Consider the following 15,972-nt stretch of genomic DNA (forward strand, 5'->3'; position numbering starts at 1 on the left):
GGGCGTTCATGCAGGGTGCGGCTGAGTGCAACGAAGCGCAGCGATGCGAGTTCCACTCGCCGCATTATCCCGGTGGCTCGGACGCGGCGGCAGGGGCGGTGTCCGTCCCGTCACCGAGAATGATGACCGGCTTCTGCAGCAGCAGGTTGTTGGGATAGGAAATGGTGTCGCCGTTGGCACCCCTGAGCAGCACCTGGAACAGCGTGATCTCGACGATTTCGCCGACGATGGTCTCATCGTCGTCGAGAATGCGGATGCGGTGGCCGATGCGGGCGGGGAAACTGAAGAAGATGATCACGCTGGAGGTGACGTTGCTCAGGATCGACCACTGGGCGAAAAGCGCGACACCGACGATGGCGAAGATCGACGAGGCGAACAGCATCAGGTTGCCGTAATCCAGGCTCCAGATCAGCGATACGATGACCACGGCGGCGACCAGGCAAAGCCCGCTGAAGTACTTGCTGATGTAGGCCATGCGCTGGGGCGGCACCTTCTTGATCTGCCCAAGCGAGACGACCAGCTTGCGAATCAGGTGGGACACCACGAAATAGCCGATGGCCACTCCGGTGGTGGCCAGAATCTGAGTGTACACAGGCACCTCTGCAATGCGACGGGATGGCAACAGGGGACGTTGTAGCACGCCCCGGGCGTAAAAACGAGGATATCCGATCCGGCGGGTCAATGCCGGTGGATGCCTTTACAGTCGTGACGGATGGCTGTCCGGATCGCCTTCTTCATGGGGCTTGTCGTCATGGGTGACGCCATGGTGCTGGTCCGGCTCCGGCGTTTCCCAGGTGCCGTCCTCGGTCCAGGGATCGTCTTCCGGGAAGGCATCGATATAGATTTCCTTTTCCTCATAGTCGGGCTGGTAGCGCAGATCGTAATGCGCCGCGCGTACCATCGAAATGCATAGCATCAGCGCCACCAGCAGCAACGGCACGCCGCCGATCACGCTTGCGGTCTGCAGCGTCTGCAGGCCGCCGAGAAACATCAGCACGATCGGCATGATCGACAGTGCGAAGGCCCAGAACAGACGGTTCCAGCGCACCGGCTCCTCGTCGACCTCTTTTTGTACTACCGCGGCGAGAATGTAGGAGATGGAGTCGAAGGTGGTGGCGGTGAAGATCAACGCCAGCAGCGTGAATACGAACACCACCAGATCGCTCATCGGCAGCGTCTTGAGCATGGCGAAGATGGCGGCGGTCGGGCTCTGTTCGTTGAGAATGCTGATCACGTCCAGCTCGCCCGAGAGCTGCAGATACATGCCGTAATTGCCCAGCACCATGAAGAAGGCGAAGCAGCCCATGGTGCCGTAGAAGATCGAGCCGGCGACCATCGTCTTGATGGTGCGGCCGCGGGATATGCGGGCGATGAACAGGCCGACACTGGGGGCGAACACCAGCCACCAGGCCCAGTAGAAGATGGTCCAGTCCTGCGGGAAGTGTGTGTCCTCGAAGTTGGCGAACTGGGCGAACGGCTCGGTCCAGCTGGCCATGTGGATCAGGTTCGAAAGCACGCGCCCCAGGGCATCGAGTCCGGTATTGGCCAGGAACAGCGTCGGGCCGGCCAGGAACACGAACAGCAGCAGCGCCAGCGCCAGCCAGAAATTGATATCCGACAGCAGCCGTATGCCTTTTTTCAGGCCGACGAAGGCGCTATAGCCGAAAATGGCCGTGCACACCAGCAACACGATGATACGGGTGCTGAGGTTGATCGGTACCCCGAACAGTTCGTGGACACCCTCGTTGATCAGAGGCGCCGCCAGGCCGAGCGAGGTGGCGCCGCCGCCGAGCATGCCGAAAATGAACAGCACGTCGATGAGTTTGCCGGGACCGCCGCGGGCGTGCTTCTCGCCCAGCACCGGCATCAGCGCCTCGCTGATCTTGAGCACGCTGTGGTTGCGCACATAGTAGAAGTAGGCGATCGGCAATGCCGGAATCAGATAGATTGACCAGGCCAGGGGGCCCCAGTGAAAAATGCCGTAGGCGGCGGCCCAACGTGCCGCCTCGGGTGTGCCGCCCTCGAGCTGAAACGGCGGCGCCTGGTAATAGTAGACCCACTCGATCATGGACCAGTACAGGATGGAGGCGCCGATTCCCGAACAGAACAGCATCGCCGCCCAGGACAGCGTCGAAAACTCCGGATGTTCCTCGGCCTCGCCAAGCTTGATCTGGCCGATGTCACTGAAAATGATATACACCATGAAGCCGCCGGCGCCGAGCCCGAGCATCAGATAGAGGATGCCCAGCTTGTCGGTGACGAAATTCTTGGCGGCGAGGACCCAGCTTTCGCCGGTTTCCGGAAACAGCACCAGCGGTACCGTAACGGCGAATAGCAAAAACAGCGACCCGAAAAAGGTCGGCTTGTCTATGACCTGCCAGCCGTGATGTTTGCTCATGGCGCGGCTCCCGTGTTTGTTGTTCGGTTTATCGCGGACGCGGACGATACAAGGCACGAGACGGCAGGATGGGGCCGCGATGGCACCGGGTAGCGGTGTTCGGCGATGCTTCGGCGGCGCCACTCATCGGGAGACTGCAGACTTAACGGGTATTCCGACGGCTGACGCCCGTGAGCCAAAACCACGGACCGGCGACACCTTTGATGGCTACGGAAGCTGCGCAGGTTCCGTCAGGCCGCCCCGGTCTTCCGGCTGCGCGGCAAGACAGTATGGATGGCGGCTTCTCCCATCCTACGCACTGCAATGAGACGAACCTTGGTTTTTTGTCCCTGGTGCGTGGGGAGAAGTATAAGAACGATTTATGGATACCGCGAATGACAACGGGCTCAATACCTTGCGACAGCATCCGGCGCCGGTGCTATGATCCGGGTTATGTCCTACGCCAACCTTACCCTCGATCTGCGCAGCTACGACCGCGAAACCCGGCGCCATCACCACGACTATCATCAGCTGGTACTGCCGGTGGCTGGAGAGCTGGAAATGAGTATTGCCGGGCGTGAAGGGCAGGTCGCGTCCACCCGCGCAGCCATTGTCGCGGCGGGCGAGGATCATGCGTTTGCGTCCAGTTCGGACAATCGCTTTATCGTTGCCGATATTCCGCAGGCTTTAGCCCCCGAACTCGAACGGCTGCCGGCCTTTATCCCGCTGGATGCGGCGTTGAGCCAGTATGTCGCTTTTCTGCAGACGGAACTCGAACGTGCCCCGGCTGCCAGTCACGGTCGCCGGCAGATGCTGTTGTTGCTGATTCAGCTGCTGACCGAACGCTATGGCGCGGACCTCAGGATCGACCGCCGGGTGCAGGCGGCGAGGGCCTGGATCGACGGTCATCTGGATGTGTCGCTGACGCTGGAGCAGCTTGCCGGCATCGCCCACCTCAGTGCCCGTCGCCTGTCGGCGCTGTTCAAGGACTGTTTTGGCATGACGCCCCAGCAGTATCAGCTCGAGCGTCGCATGCAGGAAGCCTGGGCGCTGCTGGAGACCAGCGATCTCAGCGTGCAGCGTATCGCCGAGCGGGTCGGTTATGGCAACCTCGCCGCCTTCAGCGACCGCTTTCGGCGACATTTCGGCAAATCCCCCCGCCAGGTGCGTCACTGAATCCCGTGACGAAGATAGCCACAGCGCCAAAATAGTCTTACCTCTCCGGCAAAGCCGCGCACAAACAACCGCGGTATGGTTGTAGGCATTCGACTGTCAAGGAGACAACCTCATGACCCGGGGACGCGCCACCGCGATCGGCTCTATTTCAATCGTGCTTTGGGGCACGCTGGCATTGCTGACCCAGCTCAGCGGTAACCTCATCGCACCGTTTCAGATGCTGGCGATGACATTCGGTATCGCCTGGCTGCTGATGATGGGCAAGGGCCTCCTGTTCGGACCGCAACCGCTGCGCATGCTGCGTCAGCCGCCGCTGGCCTGGATCCTCGGCGTCGCGGGCCTGTTCGGCTATCACGCCTGCTACTTTGCCGCGATGGCCCGTGCGCCCGCGGTCGAGGTCAGCCTGCTGGCTTACCTGTGGCCGCTGCTGATCGTCCTGTTATCCGCGTTGTTGCCGGGGCATCGCCTGCATCCGGCCCATATTGCCGGGGCGCTGCTGGCGCTGGTCGGCTGCTGGCTGCTGATTGGCGGTGGGGCGGACGGTTTCGACGCCCGCTACTGGCCCGGATATGCGCTGGCGCTTGGCTGTGCGCTGATCTGGTCGGGCTACTCGGTCAGCAGCCGGCTGGTGTCGTCGGTACCCACCGATGCGGTTGGCTGGTTCTGCGGCGCGACGTCGCTGCTGGGGCTTGTCTGCAGCCTGCTGTGGGAAACCTGGATCTGGCCGCAGGGGATTCAGTGGCTTGGCGTCGTCGGGCTCGGGCTCGGGCCAGTTGGCGTCGCGTTCTTCACCTGGGACCTGGGTACCAAACGCGGAGACCTGCGCCTGCTGGGTGTGCTGGCCTACGGAGCGCCGCTGGTCTCGACCTTGCTGCTGGTGCTGTTCGGATTTACTCCCGCCAGCTGGGGGCTGGCGCTGTCCAGCCTGCTGATCGTTGGCGGGGCGCTGCTGGCGGCGCTGGGGCCGCGTCTGCTGCGCCGCCGGCTGCCGGGGAACGGCGACGGGATGGTTCCAAAGTACTAGTCGGTGCGCGTTTTTTCTGTGCCAAGGGAGCATAGCTGCTACTTTTACCGCTGGCTAAGATGCCGATGTATTCGACAGGAAACGGCACCGGCGCGGTGCCGGCTCGATAACAACAAGAGGCACGAAAACGATGATCTACGCTCAGCCGGGAACCGAAGGTTCCGTCATTTCATTCAAACCGCGTTACGGCAACTTTATCGGTGGTGACTGGGTTGCGCCGGTGAAGGGCGAGTACTTCCAGAATGTCTCGCCTGTCACCGGTCAGCCGTTCTGCGAGATCCCCCGTTCCTCTGCCGACGATATCGAGCTGGCGCTGGACGCCGCTCACAAGGCCAAGGCCGCCTGGGCCAAAACCTCGGTCACCGAAAGGTCCAACATCCTGCTGAAGATTGCCGACCGTATCGAGGCCAACCTCGAGAAACTGGCCGTCGCCGAGACCTGGGACAACGGCAAGGCGGTGCGTGAGACCCTGGCGGCCGACGTGCCGCTGTCGGCCGATCACTTCCGTTACTTCGCCGGCTGTGTCCGTGCCCAGGAAGGCTCCATCGGCGAAATCGACGAGAACACCGTTGCCTATCACTTCCATGAGCCTCTGGGTGTGGTCGGGCAGATTATCCCGTGGAACTTCCCGTTGCTGATGGCGGCCTGGAAGCTGGCGCCTGCGCTGGCGGCCGGCAACTGCATCGTGCTCAAGCCCGCCGAACAGACCCCGGCGTCGATTCTGGTGCTGGCCGAGGTGATCGGCGACCTGCTGCCCGCCGGCGTGCTCAACATCGTCAACGGTTTCGGCGCCGAGGCGGGCCAGGCGCTGGCGACCAGCAAGCGCATCGCCAAAATCGCCTTCACCGGTTCCACCCCGGTCGGTTCGCACATTCTCAAGTGCGCCGCCGAGAACATCATCCCGTCCACCGTCGAGCTGGGCGGCAAGTCGCCGAACATCTACTTCGAGGACGTGACCCAGTTCGAGGACAACTACCTCAGCAAGTGCGTCGAGGGGACTGTGCTGGCGTTCTTCAACCAGGGCGAGGTCTGCACCTGCCCGTCGCGTCTGCTGGTGCAGGAAGGCATCTACGACGACTTCATCGGCCGCGTGATCGAACGCACCCGCCAGATCAAGCGCGGCAACCCGCTGGACACCGACACCATGGTCGGCGCCCAGGCCTCGCAGGAGCAGTTCGACAAGATCATGGGCTATTTCGACATCGGCCGCAGTGAAGGTGCCGAGGTGCTGATCGGCGGCAACTCCGAAGCGCTGGAAGGGCCGTTCAACAGCGGCTATTACATCCAGCCGACGCTGCTGCGCGGCAACAACCAGATGCGCGTATTCCAGGAGGAGATCTTCGGGCCGGTCGTGGCCGTCACCACCTTCAAGGACGAGGCGGAAGCGCTGGCCATCGCCAACGATACCGAATTCGGCCTGGGTGCCGGCGTCTGGACCCGCGACATGAATCGCGCCTACCGCATGGGTCGCGGCATCGAGGCCGGCCGTGTCTGGACCAACTGCTACCACGCCTATCCGGCGCACGCTGCCTTCGGCGGTTACAAGAAATCCGGTGTGGGTCGCGAAACCCACAAGATGATGCTCGACCATTATCAGCAGACCAAGAATCTGCTGGTCAGCTACGACGTCAATCCGCTGGGCTTCTTCTAAGTCCGCAAAAAGGGGTGTCCCGAAGTCGCATTCGGGGCGCCCTGAACTACACTTTGATTCTGGCCGGAGAGGCCAGCCAACCCCTGTACAGAGTTTTGCACTCTCAGGATTGAGCGCGGCATTGCCGCGCTTTTTTTCGCAGGGTGCTATCCCGAACCGCCGCCGCTCATCCATCCGCCGGTGCCGTATTGGCCGGTCTCTCGCTGCGACCCGCCACTGAAGTTTGCATCCCGGGCCTGGACCCGTTCATTTCCATGTTTGCCGGCTATACTGATTCAGCGCTGAGACGATGCGCGCTTTCCGGTCCCCGCTGCGTGTCAATCGCAAGTCCATCGGGGAGCCCCCGGGCGCGAATCCCCAAGCTGCGATAACGCAAACGCACGCGATTACGCCCCGGTAATCAGTGGTTTTTCAGAGTCCTCTTGTTCCGGTCGAGCTTCGATCGCCCTGGCGTCGGTTCGCGTGCATGACCGATTAACTGAACCTGTCGAGGTTGAGTAATGAAAGCAAATGCCATCAAGAAGGCCTTGCTGCCGATGCTGCTGTTGGGGGCCGTCGGCCTGAGCTCCACGGCCAATGCGCTGCAACTGATGAGTGTCCCCGGCATCAAGGGAGATGCCACTATCGAGGGATATCTGGACTGGATCGTGATCGAAAACGTGCAGGCTGGCGTCGAGGAAGGGCTCTGCTCGGATGTAACGGTAACCAAACACCAGGACTCCGCGAGCCTGATGCTGATTCGTGCGGCCAGTACCGGGGAAACCTTCGACAAGATCGAGATCGTGCAGCTCAGCACCGGTGCCGACAAGGCCGAGGAAACGCTTCGCGTGACGCTGTCTCCCGTGCGGATCTCGAGCCTGAGTCTGAGCAGTGGCGGTGGGCCCCTGTCCGAAAGCCTGTCGCTGGATAGCGCAAGCCTGATCTTCAACGATGGTTCTCCCGGGGAGGTCATCATACCCTGCGGCCGGCTCCGGAAGTGATATGACCGCTTTGGTTTCCATCAGGTGTAGTGAAGGGGTGCTCAGGTGAGTCATGGAACGTACGTCATTCGGACCATGAGCCGGCCCGACGTCGATATGGCGATCGACTGGGCCGCGCGGGAAGGGTGGAACCCGGGCCTGCAGGATGCGGACTGCTATCTGCAGGCCGACCCCCGCGGTTTCCTGCTGGGCTTGCTCGATGGCGAACCGGTGGCTAGCATTTCTGTCATGCGCTATAGCGACGGATTCGGTTTTCTGGGGTTCTATATCGTCAGGCCCGAATACCGGGGGCGGGGTTACGGCATTCGGATATGGGATGCCGGTCTGCGATATCTGAAGGGCTGCAACGTTGGCCTCGACGGGGTCGTGGCGCAGCAGGACAATTACAGAAAGTCCGGATTCGCATTGGCCTACCGGAACATTCGTTACCAGGGTGTTGGCGGCTGCCCCGCACCGGCTGATCCCGGGATAACGGACCTTTCGGCGCTGCCGTTCGCGCGACTGGCAAAATACGACCGTCCCTTTTTCGCGGCACAACGTTCAGCTTTCCTGCGTTGCTGGATACGGCAGCCAGGCTGTCATGCTCTGGGATTGATCGATCGCGGGGAGCTGGCCGGGTACGGCGTGATACGCCCCTGCCGTTCAGGTTACAAGATAGGGCCGCTTTTTGCCGACAGCCCGGCGCAGGCGCAGTTGCTGTTTCAGGCACTGGCATCCCGCGTCGGCCCGACCGACAGCATTTATCTGGATACCCCCGAGGTGAATCGCGAGGCCGTGGCGCTGGCCGGGCGCCATGGCATGCAGGTTTCGTTCGAAACCGCGCGCATGTATACCGGCGATAGCCCCGAACTGCCGCTCGAACGAACCTTCGGCGTGACCTCCTTCGAGGTCGGCTGACCAGCCCTCGGCACGGTTCGATACCCGCTCTTCCCGTTGGCGGCTTTTCGGAGAAGTCCGAGCCTGACTATCCGGGCTGTTGCTCTTCGCAGACACAATTTTTTAGGCACGTTACTGGCGTGCTAAAAATCATTGGCGTCAAGTGCCATCCTGTACCACACTGATGACTCCGTTAACTGGCGCGGACGAGGCCGTGCTCGTCGTTCCCCGGCGACACTTTCGCATGGAGCGAAATGGCCTTCGTATCGCGTTTAACTGTACGTGCAGGTTGTCTTGTAACGTTCGGGATAATCCGTGGTTCGCTGTATGAACTGTTTTACGGGGACCGGCGTAGACATGTTCGACGGGACGCAATGGAGAAGCAGCTATGAAACGGTTTCTGGCTTTACTTGTACTCGGCATCCTGGCCGCCCCCGTGGTCAGTGCGCAGGATAAACCCAATATCCTCGTTATCTGGGGCGACGATGTCGGCATGTGGAATATCAGCGCCTACCATCGGGGCATGATGGGAGGCTCCACGCCCAATATCGACCGTATTGCCAACGAGGGCATGATCTTCATGGATCATTACGCCCAGGCTTCCTGTACTGCGGGCCGTGCGGCCTTTATTACCGGCCAGTATCCGATTCGAGTCGGTCTGGGTACCGTCGGTCTTCCCGGCTCGCCGCTCGGGCTCAGCAAGGAAGACCCGACGCTGGCGGAAATGCTCAAACCCCTGGGCTACGCCACCGGCCAGTTCGGCAAGAATCACCTCGGCGACCTGGACGAGCACCTGCCGACGGCGCACGGGTTCGACGAGTTCTACGGTATCCTGTACCACCTCAACGCCGGCGAGTATCCGGAACAGTACGACTTCCCCAAAGATCCGGAGGAGCAGAAGCGATTCGGACTGGCGCAGCGCGGCATCATTCATTCCAAGGCACTGCCGGACGGCGGTCAGGAAATCAAGGATCTGGGGCCCTTCGGTCGCGAGCGTCAGCGCACCCTCGACCAGGACGTTCTGGTCGAGTCCAAGCGCTTTATCAGCGATGCGGTCAAGAGCGAAAAGCCCTTCTTCGTCTGGCATAACACCACCCGTACGCACTATCGCACCAATCTCAGCGAGGAATACCAGGGCAAGAGCGGCTACGGCCTTTATGCCGACGGCATGATGGAGCTGGACGATGACGTCGGCGAGCTGCTGAATCTGCTCGATGAGCTCGGCGTGGCCGATAACACCATCGTGATGTTCTCGACCGACAACGGTGCGGCATCGAACAGCTGGCCGGACGGCGGCAACCAGCCGTTCCGCGGTCAGAAGGGCGTGGGCGGCTACGAAGGTGCGTTCCGCGTTCCGATGGTGGTCAAGTGGCCCGGCAAGATCCCGGCCGGCAGTACCACCGGCGAGTTCATGACCATGGAGGACTGGATTCCGACCATCATGTCGGCGCTGGGGCAGCCGGACCTCAAGGAAAAGTTGCTGGAAGGCGAGAAGATCGGCGACAAGACCTACAAGGTTCATCTGGACGGATATGACCAGACCGACCTGCTCAGCGGCAAGGGACCGAGCAAGCGCATGGACTTCTACTACTTTACCGAGGCGACCCTGCATGGCGTGCGCTACGGCGACTGGAAGTTCCTGTTCAAGAGCCAGGACAAATGGTTCAACGGTGTGCGCAACGACCTGACCACCCCGCTGATCACCAACCTGAAGCTCGATCCGTTCGAGCGCTTCCATGAAGCACGCGGCTTCGACGAGTGGCAGGAAAACCGCTCCTGGACACTGGGCCCCGCCACCGAAATGGTCACCCGGTTCATGAAGTCGCTGCAGGACTATCCACCGCGCGCGGCGAGCTTCGAGATCAATGTTGACGAGCTGATGCGCTCGGCGCAGCAGGCCAGCGGACGTTAGCGCGTCGCGCTTTCACAAGATAGAGTCCACGAAGAAGAGAGCGCCCGGCGGCAACCATGTCCGTCGGGCGCTTTTTTTGCAGATTAGCGTGAGCTTTGGGGGCAAAAGTAGGATGGGTGGAGCCGCTCTGGCACAGGGTTTAACGCCTTCAGCGAGCTCGACCCGGCGCAACTACCAGGGACTGTGGGAATCCTGATATTGCAGGAGCAAATATCAGGGAACCCGTCAATGAGTCGAGTGCCGAACCGACGCCCAAGATGGGTTGCACGACGCCCTGGCCTTAGCAGTGACGAATACGCCGTACCGAGGCGTCGCTCCACCCATCTGCGATTTACGTTTTTCCCGCTAAAGCGCGAAGAGCCTGCTGTATTCGGCAATAACCGCAGCGGGTGCGGATCAGGGGTTCGGATGCCAGCCGGCGTCGGCCCAGAGCTCGCCGCTGATGGCAGAGTTGGACACCATGAAGCAGATGGCGTCGGCGATCTCGGCCGGTCGGATCAGACGACCGAGCTGGGTGTCCGGCAGCACGTGCTTCTCGATATAGTCATCGCCCATTGCCCGCACCATCGGGGTATCGGTGAAGCCCGGGTGGATCACGCAGCAGCGCACACCGTAGAAGATCGCCTCTTTCATCAGTGTCGATGCGGCCCCCTCCAGCCCGGCCTTGGTGGCGGCGTATGACACCTGGCCCTTATTCCCCTGCGACGACACCGAGCCGATAAAGACCACCGCGCCCTGTACGCCTTCGCTGGCATTCCATTTTTTCAGATCGCGGTTGAAACGGTCTTCGGCGATACGGCCGATCATCTCCAGCGCCCAGTAAACCGGCGCCGTCAGGTTGACGTCGAGTACCAGCTGGAACTTCTCTTGCTCGTAGATCCGTGCCTTGCCCGTTTCCTTGTCGATACGCACCGCCAGCGAGTCGCGGGTGATCCCGGCGGCCGGGATGCAGATCGACACCAGGCCGAACTTCGCCTGGGCGTCGTCGAATACCGAGCGGCGGAAGTCGGCATCGGTGACGTTCCCCTGATAGGGAAAGGCAATCTCGCGACCGACTTCCGCATTTACCTCGGCGGCGTTGATCTTGACCTGGTCGGTGAGATCGACCATCAGTACCGCCTTGATGCCGCGGTTGGCGAGCTCTATTGCGACTGCGTTACCAATGCCGCTGCCGGCACCGGTGATCACGGCCACTTTGTCTTTTATTTCCACGGTGATGCCTCCTGGAGAAGGGTAGTTGGGCATCTTTGAGAATAGATTGTTTTTTGTGCAATGCAAAAACGGATGCCCTTTGAGGTGCTCAACTGAGGATGGCAAATGCTTCGTATGGCTGCAGCGACAGCCTGGCACCGATAACGTTACGGTCCTCATAATTGGCGATGAGTCCCCGGCCCTCGGCACGCATCGCCTCGGGCACCTCCAGTTGCAGTTCTCTGTCTCCGAAGTTGGCGACCACGGTCAGTGTCTGATCGTCCAGGTGGCGGCTGTAGGCGAATACCTGCGGGTGTTCCTCGAGCCAGGGCTGGTAGTCGCCGTGGACGATCACCGGCAGTTCGCGGCGCAGTTTGGCCAGGCAGCGGTAGTGGGTGAAGATCGATTGCGGGTCCTGGAGCGCCTCGGCGGCATTGATCTCGCTGTGGTTGGGGTTGATGTCGATCCAGGGCGTACCGGTGGTGAAGCCGGCCTGGCGGGCGCTCGACCACTGCACCGGGGTGCGGGCGTTGTCGCGGCTGTTTTCGTTGGCGCCGGCGATGAAGTCTTCCGGCGCCACGCCTGCGGCGGTCTGCAGGTCGTAGAAGTTCAGTGTTTCCAGGTCCTTGAACTGATCGATGCGGCTGAAGGCGGCATTGGTCATGCCGAACTCTTCACCCTGGTAGATGTAGGGCGTGCCCTTCATCAGGTGCAGCACGGTGGCGAGCATCTTGGCCGACTCGACGCGCCACCGCTTGTCGTCGCCGTACTTGGACACCGCGCGCGGCAGGTCGTGGTTGCCCCAGAACAGCGAGTTCCAGCCATCGTCCGCCAGCGCCAGCTGCCACTTGTTCATGACCCGCTTGAGGGCGGCCAGGTCGAACGGCCTGGGCTTCCACTTGCCGAGTTTCCCGTCCCACTGCTGGGTGACGTGCTCGAACTGGAACACCATCGACAGCTCGTTACGCGCCTGTCCGGAATAGAGCAGGGCGTTCTCGGTATTGGCGCTCCAGGCCTCGCCGACGGTGACGATATCGCGCCCGGCGAGGGTTTCGCGGTGCATCTCCTGCAGGTATTCATGCAGGCGCGGGCCGTCGGCGATGATGCCGCGGTCGATCTCTTTGGCGATGAGGTCGATCACGTCCATGCGGAAGCCGGCGACGCCGCGGTCCAGCCACCAGTTAATCATTTTCCAGATTTCCCGGCGCATTGCCGGGTTTTCCCAGTTCAGGTCCGGCTGTTTGCGGTCGAACAGGTGCAGGTAGTACTGGCCCGTGTTCTCGTCCAGGGTCCAGGCCGGGCCGCCGAAGAAGGACTGCAGATCGTTGGGCGGGCCGCCATCGTCCGCGGGGTCGCGCCAGACGTAGAAGTCGCGTTTACCGGCGTCGCGGGAGGAGCGGGACTCGATGAACCAGGGGTGTTCGTCGGAGCTGTGGTTGACCACCAGATCCATGACGATACCGATGCCGCGCTCGCGGGCGCCGGCCAGCAGGCGGTCGAAGTCCTCCCGGGTGCCGAACTCCGGCGCGATGTCCTGGTAGTCGGAAATGTCGTAGCCGTTGTCGGCCATCGGCGAACGGTACACCGGCGACAGCCAGATGAAACCGATGCCGAGTTCGGCGAGGTAGTCCAGTTTCGAGATGATACCGGGAATATCGCCGATACCGTCGCCGTTGCTGTCGCAGAAGCTGCGCGGGTAGATCTGGTAGGCGGTGGCGGATTTCCACCAGCTGTCTTGAGGCGTCGACATGGCGTTGTCCTTGTTGATTGCCGGCGGCCATCCGGCCTGCCGTGGTGAAGAAAAGCGGCGGGCCGGGCCCGCCGAATGTGCCCTGACGGCTGTCAGGGCACCGGGAGGTCGGGTCAGACCCTGAACAGGGCGAAGCCGTTGCCGCCGAGGTTCAGCGCATCGCCATCGACCGAAGCGCTTTCGCCGAGAACCAGGGTGCCGCCCTTGTGCTCGACACGCTGTTGCGCCGGCGACAGGTTGAACACACAGCGGAACTCGCCGCCGCGGACGAACGACAGGATCGGCTCGGCGGTCTCGTCGAAAACGGTATCGCCGGTCTGCAGGCTGGTGTGTTCGCCGCGCAGGCGCAGCATGCGGCGGTAGAACTCGAGCACCGAGCCTGCCACGCCGCGCTGGGTGTCGGCGCTGCGGGAAGCCTGCGGCGCTTTCACTGGCAGCCAGGGCTGAACGTCGCTGAACCCGGCGTTCTCGGCGTCCTGGCTCCACACCATCGGCGTGCGGCAGCCGTCGCGGCCCTTGTCTTCGGGCCAGAAGGTCAGGCCCTGGGGATCGGTCAGCTCGGCGTATTCCAGCGCGGATTCGGTCTGCCCCAGTTCCTCGCCCTGGTACAGGCAGATGGAGCCCTGCTGGCTGAGCAGCAGCGCGCAGGCCTGCTTGGCGATGGCATCCTGGCTCACCGCGTGTGGCATCCAGCGGCTGACGTGACGGACCACGTCGTGGTTGGAGAACGCCCAGCAGGGCCAGCCGTTCGGCGCGCCGGTATAGAAGTCCTCGATCTGCTTGCGAAAGTGCGCGGCGCTGAAGTTGAAGCCGAGCATTTCGAACGAATAGGCCATGTGCAGGCGGTTGTCGGTGGTGTACTCACCCATGATCTCGATCGGGTGGTGCGACTCGCCAACTTCGCCGACCAGGGTGCGGGCGTCGTACTCGTCGAGCAGGGCGCGCATCTTCTGCAGGAACGCCAGGTTCTCCGGCTGGTTCTTGGAGAACAGGTGGTACTGCATGTTGTACGGGTTCCACTCCGGCTTCGATTTCTTGCGGAAATCCGACGGGTCGCTGCGCAGCAGGGCATCGTGGAAGTAGAAGTTCACGGTGTCGAGACGGAAACCGTCGACGCCGCGCTCCAGCCAGAAGCGCATGGTGCCGAGCAGCCACTCCTGCACGTCCGGGTTATGGAAGTTGAGGTCCGGCTGCTGCTTGAGGAAGTTGTGCAGGTAGTACTGGCCGCGGCGCGGTTCCCACTGCCAGGCGCAGCCGCCGAAGATCGACTGCCAGTTGTTCGGCGGGCTGCCGTCGTGCTGCGGATCGGCCCAGACGTACCAGTCCGCCTTCGGGTTGTCACAGCTCTGTCGGCTTTCCTGGAAGAACGGGTGCTGGTCGCTGGAATGGTTCAGCACCTGGTCGACCATCACCTTGAGACCGAGCTCGTGGGCGCGGGCCACCATGGCATCGAAGTCGTCCAGGGTACCGAAGGTGGGGTCGATATCGGTGTAGTCGCTGACGTCGTAGCCCATGTCGGCCATCGGCGAAGTGAAGATCGGCGACAGCCAGATGGCGTCGACGCCAAGGTCCGCGATATGGGGCAGGCGTTCGGTGATGCCGTTCAGATCGCCGATGCCGTCATGGTTGCTGTCCTGGTAGGAGCGCGGGTAAATCTGGTAGATGACAGAGCCTTTCCACCAATCGGCGTGAGCTTTTGACATTGTCAGGTCTCCAAAATTCTGGGGTTGTAGAAGACAAAACCGGTTTAACGGGGCGCAATGGCACGTCCCCGGGCATTGCAAAATCGGGCCAGGGTGCCTGGCGTCAGCGCATCAGCGGCTGCCAGCGGTTGTCGTTGTCGTTCGACGCCAGGCAGGCTTCGATAAAGGCCATGTCATCGACGGCATCGGCGACGTCGGTGAAGTCGCCCTGTCCTGTCAGCAGGCCGCGCCGGATCTCGCCGTAAAGGTTGGCGAAGGCTTCGAGGTAGCCTTCCGGATGGCCTGCCGGCACCCGGCAAAACCGTTGCAGCGACGGCGGGAAGCCGGCGCCGTTGCGGCTCAGGGTGCGGGGCGCTTCGCCATATTCGGCGTATCGCAGCTGGTTGGGGTGCTCCTGCTCCCAGGCGATGCTGGCGCGGGACCCGACCAGCCGCAGGCGCAGCGCGTTCTCCGAACCGACCGCGACCTGGGAGGCCCAGAGCGCGCCGCGGGTGCCGTTGCCGAAATCCAGCGTCACCTGGACGTTATCGTCGACGCGCCGCCCGGGGACGAAGGTGGCGAGGTCCGCGCTGACGCGCCGGGCCGGCAGGCCGGTGACGAAGTGGGCCAGGTTGTAGGCATGGACGCCGATGTCGCCGAGGCAGCCGGCGCGGCCGGCCTGCTGCGGGTCGGTGCGCCAGCTGGCCTGTTTCTGGCCTTCCTGTTCGATATTGCGCGCCAGCCAGTCCTGCAGGTATTCGACCTGCACCAGCCGCAAATCACCCAGTGCGCCTTCGGCGACCAGGCTGCGCGCCAGCCGGATCATGGCGTTGCCGGTGTAGTTGTACGTCACCGCGAGGATGCGGCCCTGTTCACGCGCCAGGGATTCCAGCTCCAGCGCTTCCTCGAGCGTCGTGGTCAGTGGCTTGTCGCAGATGACGTCGATACCGGCTTCGAGGAAGGCGCGGGCGGCCGGGAAGTGCAGGTGGTTCGGCGTGACGATCGACACGGCACGGATGCCGTCCGGTCGCTCTGCCTCGCTGCGGGCCATCTGCGCGAAATCGTCGTAGACGCGATCCGGGGCTACGCCGACTTGTCCGGCGGACTCGCGGTTGCGTGCGGCATCGGACGAAAAGCAACCGGCGACGAGCGCGAAGCCGCCATCGAGGCGCGCGGCGAGCCGGTGGACCTCGCCGATAAAGCCGTTCAGGCCGCCACCGACCATGCCCCAGCGAATGGTGTCTGTCATTTTTCGATCACCTCACTTGCCCTGTTCATCCGAATTCATAGGCAGGGTGGAAATATGTAGGTTGGGTGGAGCGCCGCAGGCGCGTAACCCAACGCTGCGCGGCA

The 15,972-nt window shown here is 62.4% G+C and carries 12 protein-coding genes; 6 read left to right on the forward strand and 6 right to left on the reverse strand.

What is annotated here, in order from left to right:
* Nucleotides 1-64: 64 nt before the first annotated feature.
* The gene (locus IEX85_RS17025) at nt 65-592 is read right to left on the reverse strand and encodes a mechanosensitive ion channel domain-containing protein (protein WP_188861822.1); all 528 of its coding nucleotides are present in this window, start codon (nt 590-592) and stop codon (nt 65-67) included.
* A gap of 105 nt (nt 593-697) precedes the next feature.
* Nucleotides 698-2,398 carry a BCCT family transporter gene (locus IEX85_RS17030; protein ID WP_188861823.1) on the reverse strand — a complete coding sequence of 567 codons (1,701 nt, stop codon included), beginning with the start codon at nt 2,396-2,398 and terminating at the stop codon, nt 698-700.
* Between the two features lie 432 nt (nt 2,399-2,830).
* Here IEX85_RS17030 and IEX85_RS17035 point away from each other — a divergent pair, with 432 nt between their 5' ends.
* The 6 genes from IEX85_RS17035 to IEX85_RS17060 all read left to right on the forward strand — a co-directional run bounded on the left by IEX85_RS17035 (nt 2,831) and on the right by IEX85_RS17060 (nt 9,996).
* Nucleotides 2,831-3,553, forward strand: coding sequence for an AraC family transcriptional regulator (locus IEX85_RS17035; protein ID WP_188861824.1), 723 nt, complete (start codon nt 2,831-2,833; stop codon nt 3,551-3,553).
* Between the two features lie 112 nt (nt 3,554-3,665).
* Nucleotides 3,666-4,577 carry an aromatic amino acid exporter YddG gene (gene yddG, locus IEX85_RS17040; protein ID WP_188861825.1) on the forward strand — a complete coding sequence of 304 codons (912 nt, stop codon included), beginning with the start codon at nt 3,666-3,668 and terminating at the stop codon, nt 4,575-4,577.
* 130 nt (nt 4,578-4,707) lie between these two features.
* Nucleotides 4,708-6,228, forward strand: a complete 1,521-nt coding sequence (gene exaC / locus IEX85_RS17045) for an acetaldehyde dehydrogenase ExaC (RefSeq protein ID WP_188861826.1) — start codon at nt 4,708-4,710, stop codon at nt 6,226-6,228.
* Nucleotides 6,229-6,728: 500 nt separating this feature from the next.
* Entirely contained in the window at nt 6,729-7,208 is a 480-nt protein-coding gene (locus IEX85_RS17050; RefSeq protein ID WP_188861827.1) for a type VI secretion system tube protein Hcp, read from the forward strand.
* 45 nt (nt 7,209-7,253) lie between these two features.
* Nucleotides 7,254-8,105, forward strand: coding sequence for a GNAT family N-acetyltransferase (locus tag IEX85_RS17055; protein WP_229721978.1), 852 nt, complete (start codon nt 7,254-7,256; stop codon nt 8,103-8,105).
* Nucleotides 8,106-8,472: 367 nt separating this feature from the next.
* Nucleotides 8,473-9,996, forward strand: a complete 1,524-nt coding sequence (locus IEX85_RS17060) for an arylsulfatase (protein ID WP_188861828.1) — start codon at nt 8,473-8,475, stop codon at nt 9,994-9,996.
* Between the two features lie 396 nt (nt 9,997-10,392).
* On the opposite strand, the gene IEX85_RS17065 is transcribed toward IEX85_RS17060, so the two are convergent.
* The 4 genes from IEX85_RS17065 to IEX85_RS17080 all read right to left on the reverse strand — a co-directional run bounded on the left by IEX85_RS17065 (nt 10,393) and on the right by IEX85_RS17080 (nt 15,868).
* A complete protein-coding gene (locus tag IEX85_RS17065; RefSeq protein ID WP_229721979.1) occupies nt 10,393-11,208 on the reverse strand; it encodes an SDR family oxidoreductase in 816 nt (271 codons plus the stop codon).
* Between the two features lie 88 nt (nt 11,209-11,296).
* Nucleotides 11,297-12,937, reverse strand: coding sequence for a glycoside hydrolase family 13 protein (locus IEX85_RS17070; RefSeq protein ID WP_188861830.1), 1,641 nt, complete (start codon nt 12,935-12,937; stop codon nt 11,297-11,299).
* Between the two features lie 113 nt (nt 12,938-13,050).
* On the reverse strand, nt 13,051-14,640 hold the full coding sequence (locus IEX85_RS17075; protein ID WP_188861831.1) for an alpha-amylase family glycosyl hydrolase: 1,590 nt from the start codon (nt 14,638-14,640) through the stop codon (nt 13,051-13,053).
* A 103-nt stretch (nt 14,641-14,743) separates the two neighbouring features.
* On the reverse strand, nt 14,744-15,868 hold the full coding sequence (locus tag IEX85_RS17080) for a Gfo/Idh/MocA family protein (RefSeq protein WP_188861832.1): 1,125 nt from the start codon (nt 15,866-15,868) through the stop codon (nt 14,744-14,746).
* Between the last annotated feature and the right edge of the window lie 104 nt (nt 15,869-15,972).

This window comes from Marinobacterium nitratireducens (assembly GCF_014645375.1).
Taxonomy (GTDB): Bacteria; Pseudomonadota; Gammaproteobacteria; order Pseudomonadales; family Balneatricaceae; genus Marinobacterium_A; species Marinobacterium_A nitratireducens.

Excerpts from the sequence above, each read along its gene's own strand:
- IEX85_RS17030 (WP_188861823.1), bottom strand. The coding sequence starts at position 2,398 with ATGAGCAAACATCACGGCTGGCAGGTCATAGACAAGCCGACCTTTTTC.
- IEX85_RS17035 (WP_188861824.1), top strand. The coding sequence starts at position 2,831 with ATGTCCTACGCCAACCTTACCCTCGATCTGCGCAGCTACGACCGCGAA.
- yddG (WP_188861825.1), top strand. The coding sequence starts at position 3,666 with ATGACCCGGGGACGCGCCACCGCGATCGGCTCTATTTCAATCGTGCTT.
- exaC (WP_188861826.1), top strand. The coding sequence starts at position 4,708 with ATGATCTACGCTCAGCCGGGAACCGAAGGTTCCGTCATTTCATTCAAA.
- IEX85_RS17050 (WP_188861827.1), top strand. The coding sequence starts at position 6,729 with ATGAAAGCAAATGCCATCAAGAAGGCCTTGCTGCCGATGCTGCTGTTG.
- IEX85_RS17060 (WP_188861828.1), top strand. The coding sequence starts at position 8,473 with ATGAAACGGTTTCTGGCTTTACTTGTACTCGGCATCCTGGCCGCCCCC.
- IEX85_RS17070 (WP_188861830.1), bottom strand. The coding sequence starts at position 12,937 with ATGTCGACGCCTCAAGACAGCTGGTGGAAATCCGCCACCGCCTACCAG.
- IEX85_RS17075 (WP_188861831.1), bottom strand. The coding sequence starts at position 14,640 with ATGTCAAAAGCTCACGCCGATTGGTGGAAAGGCTCTGTCATCTACCAG.
- IEX85_RS17080 (WP_188861832.1), bottom strand. The coding sequence starts at position 15,868 with ATGACAGACACCATTCGCTGGGGCATGGTCGGTGGCGGCCTGAACGGC.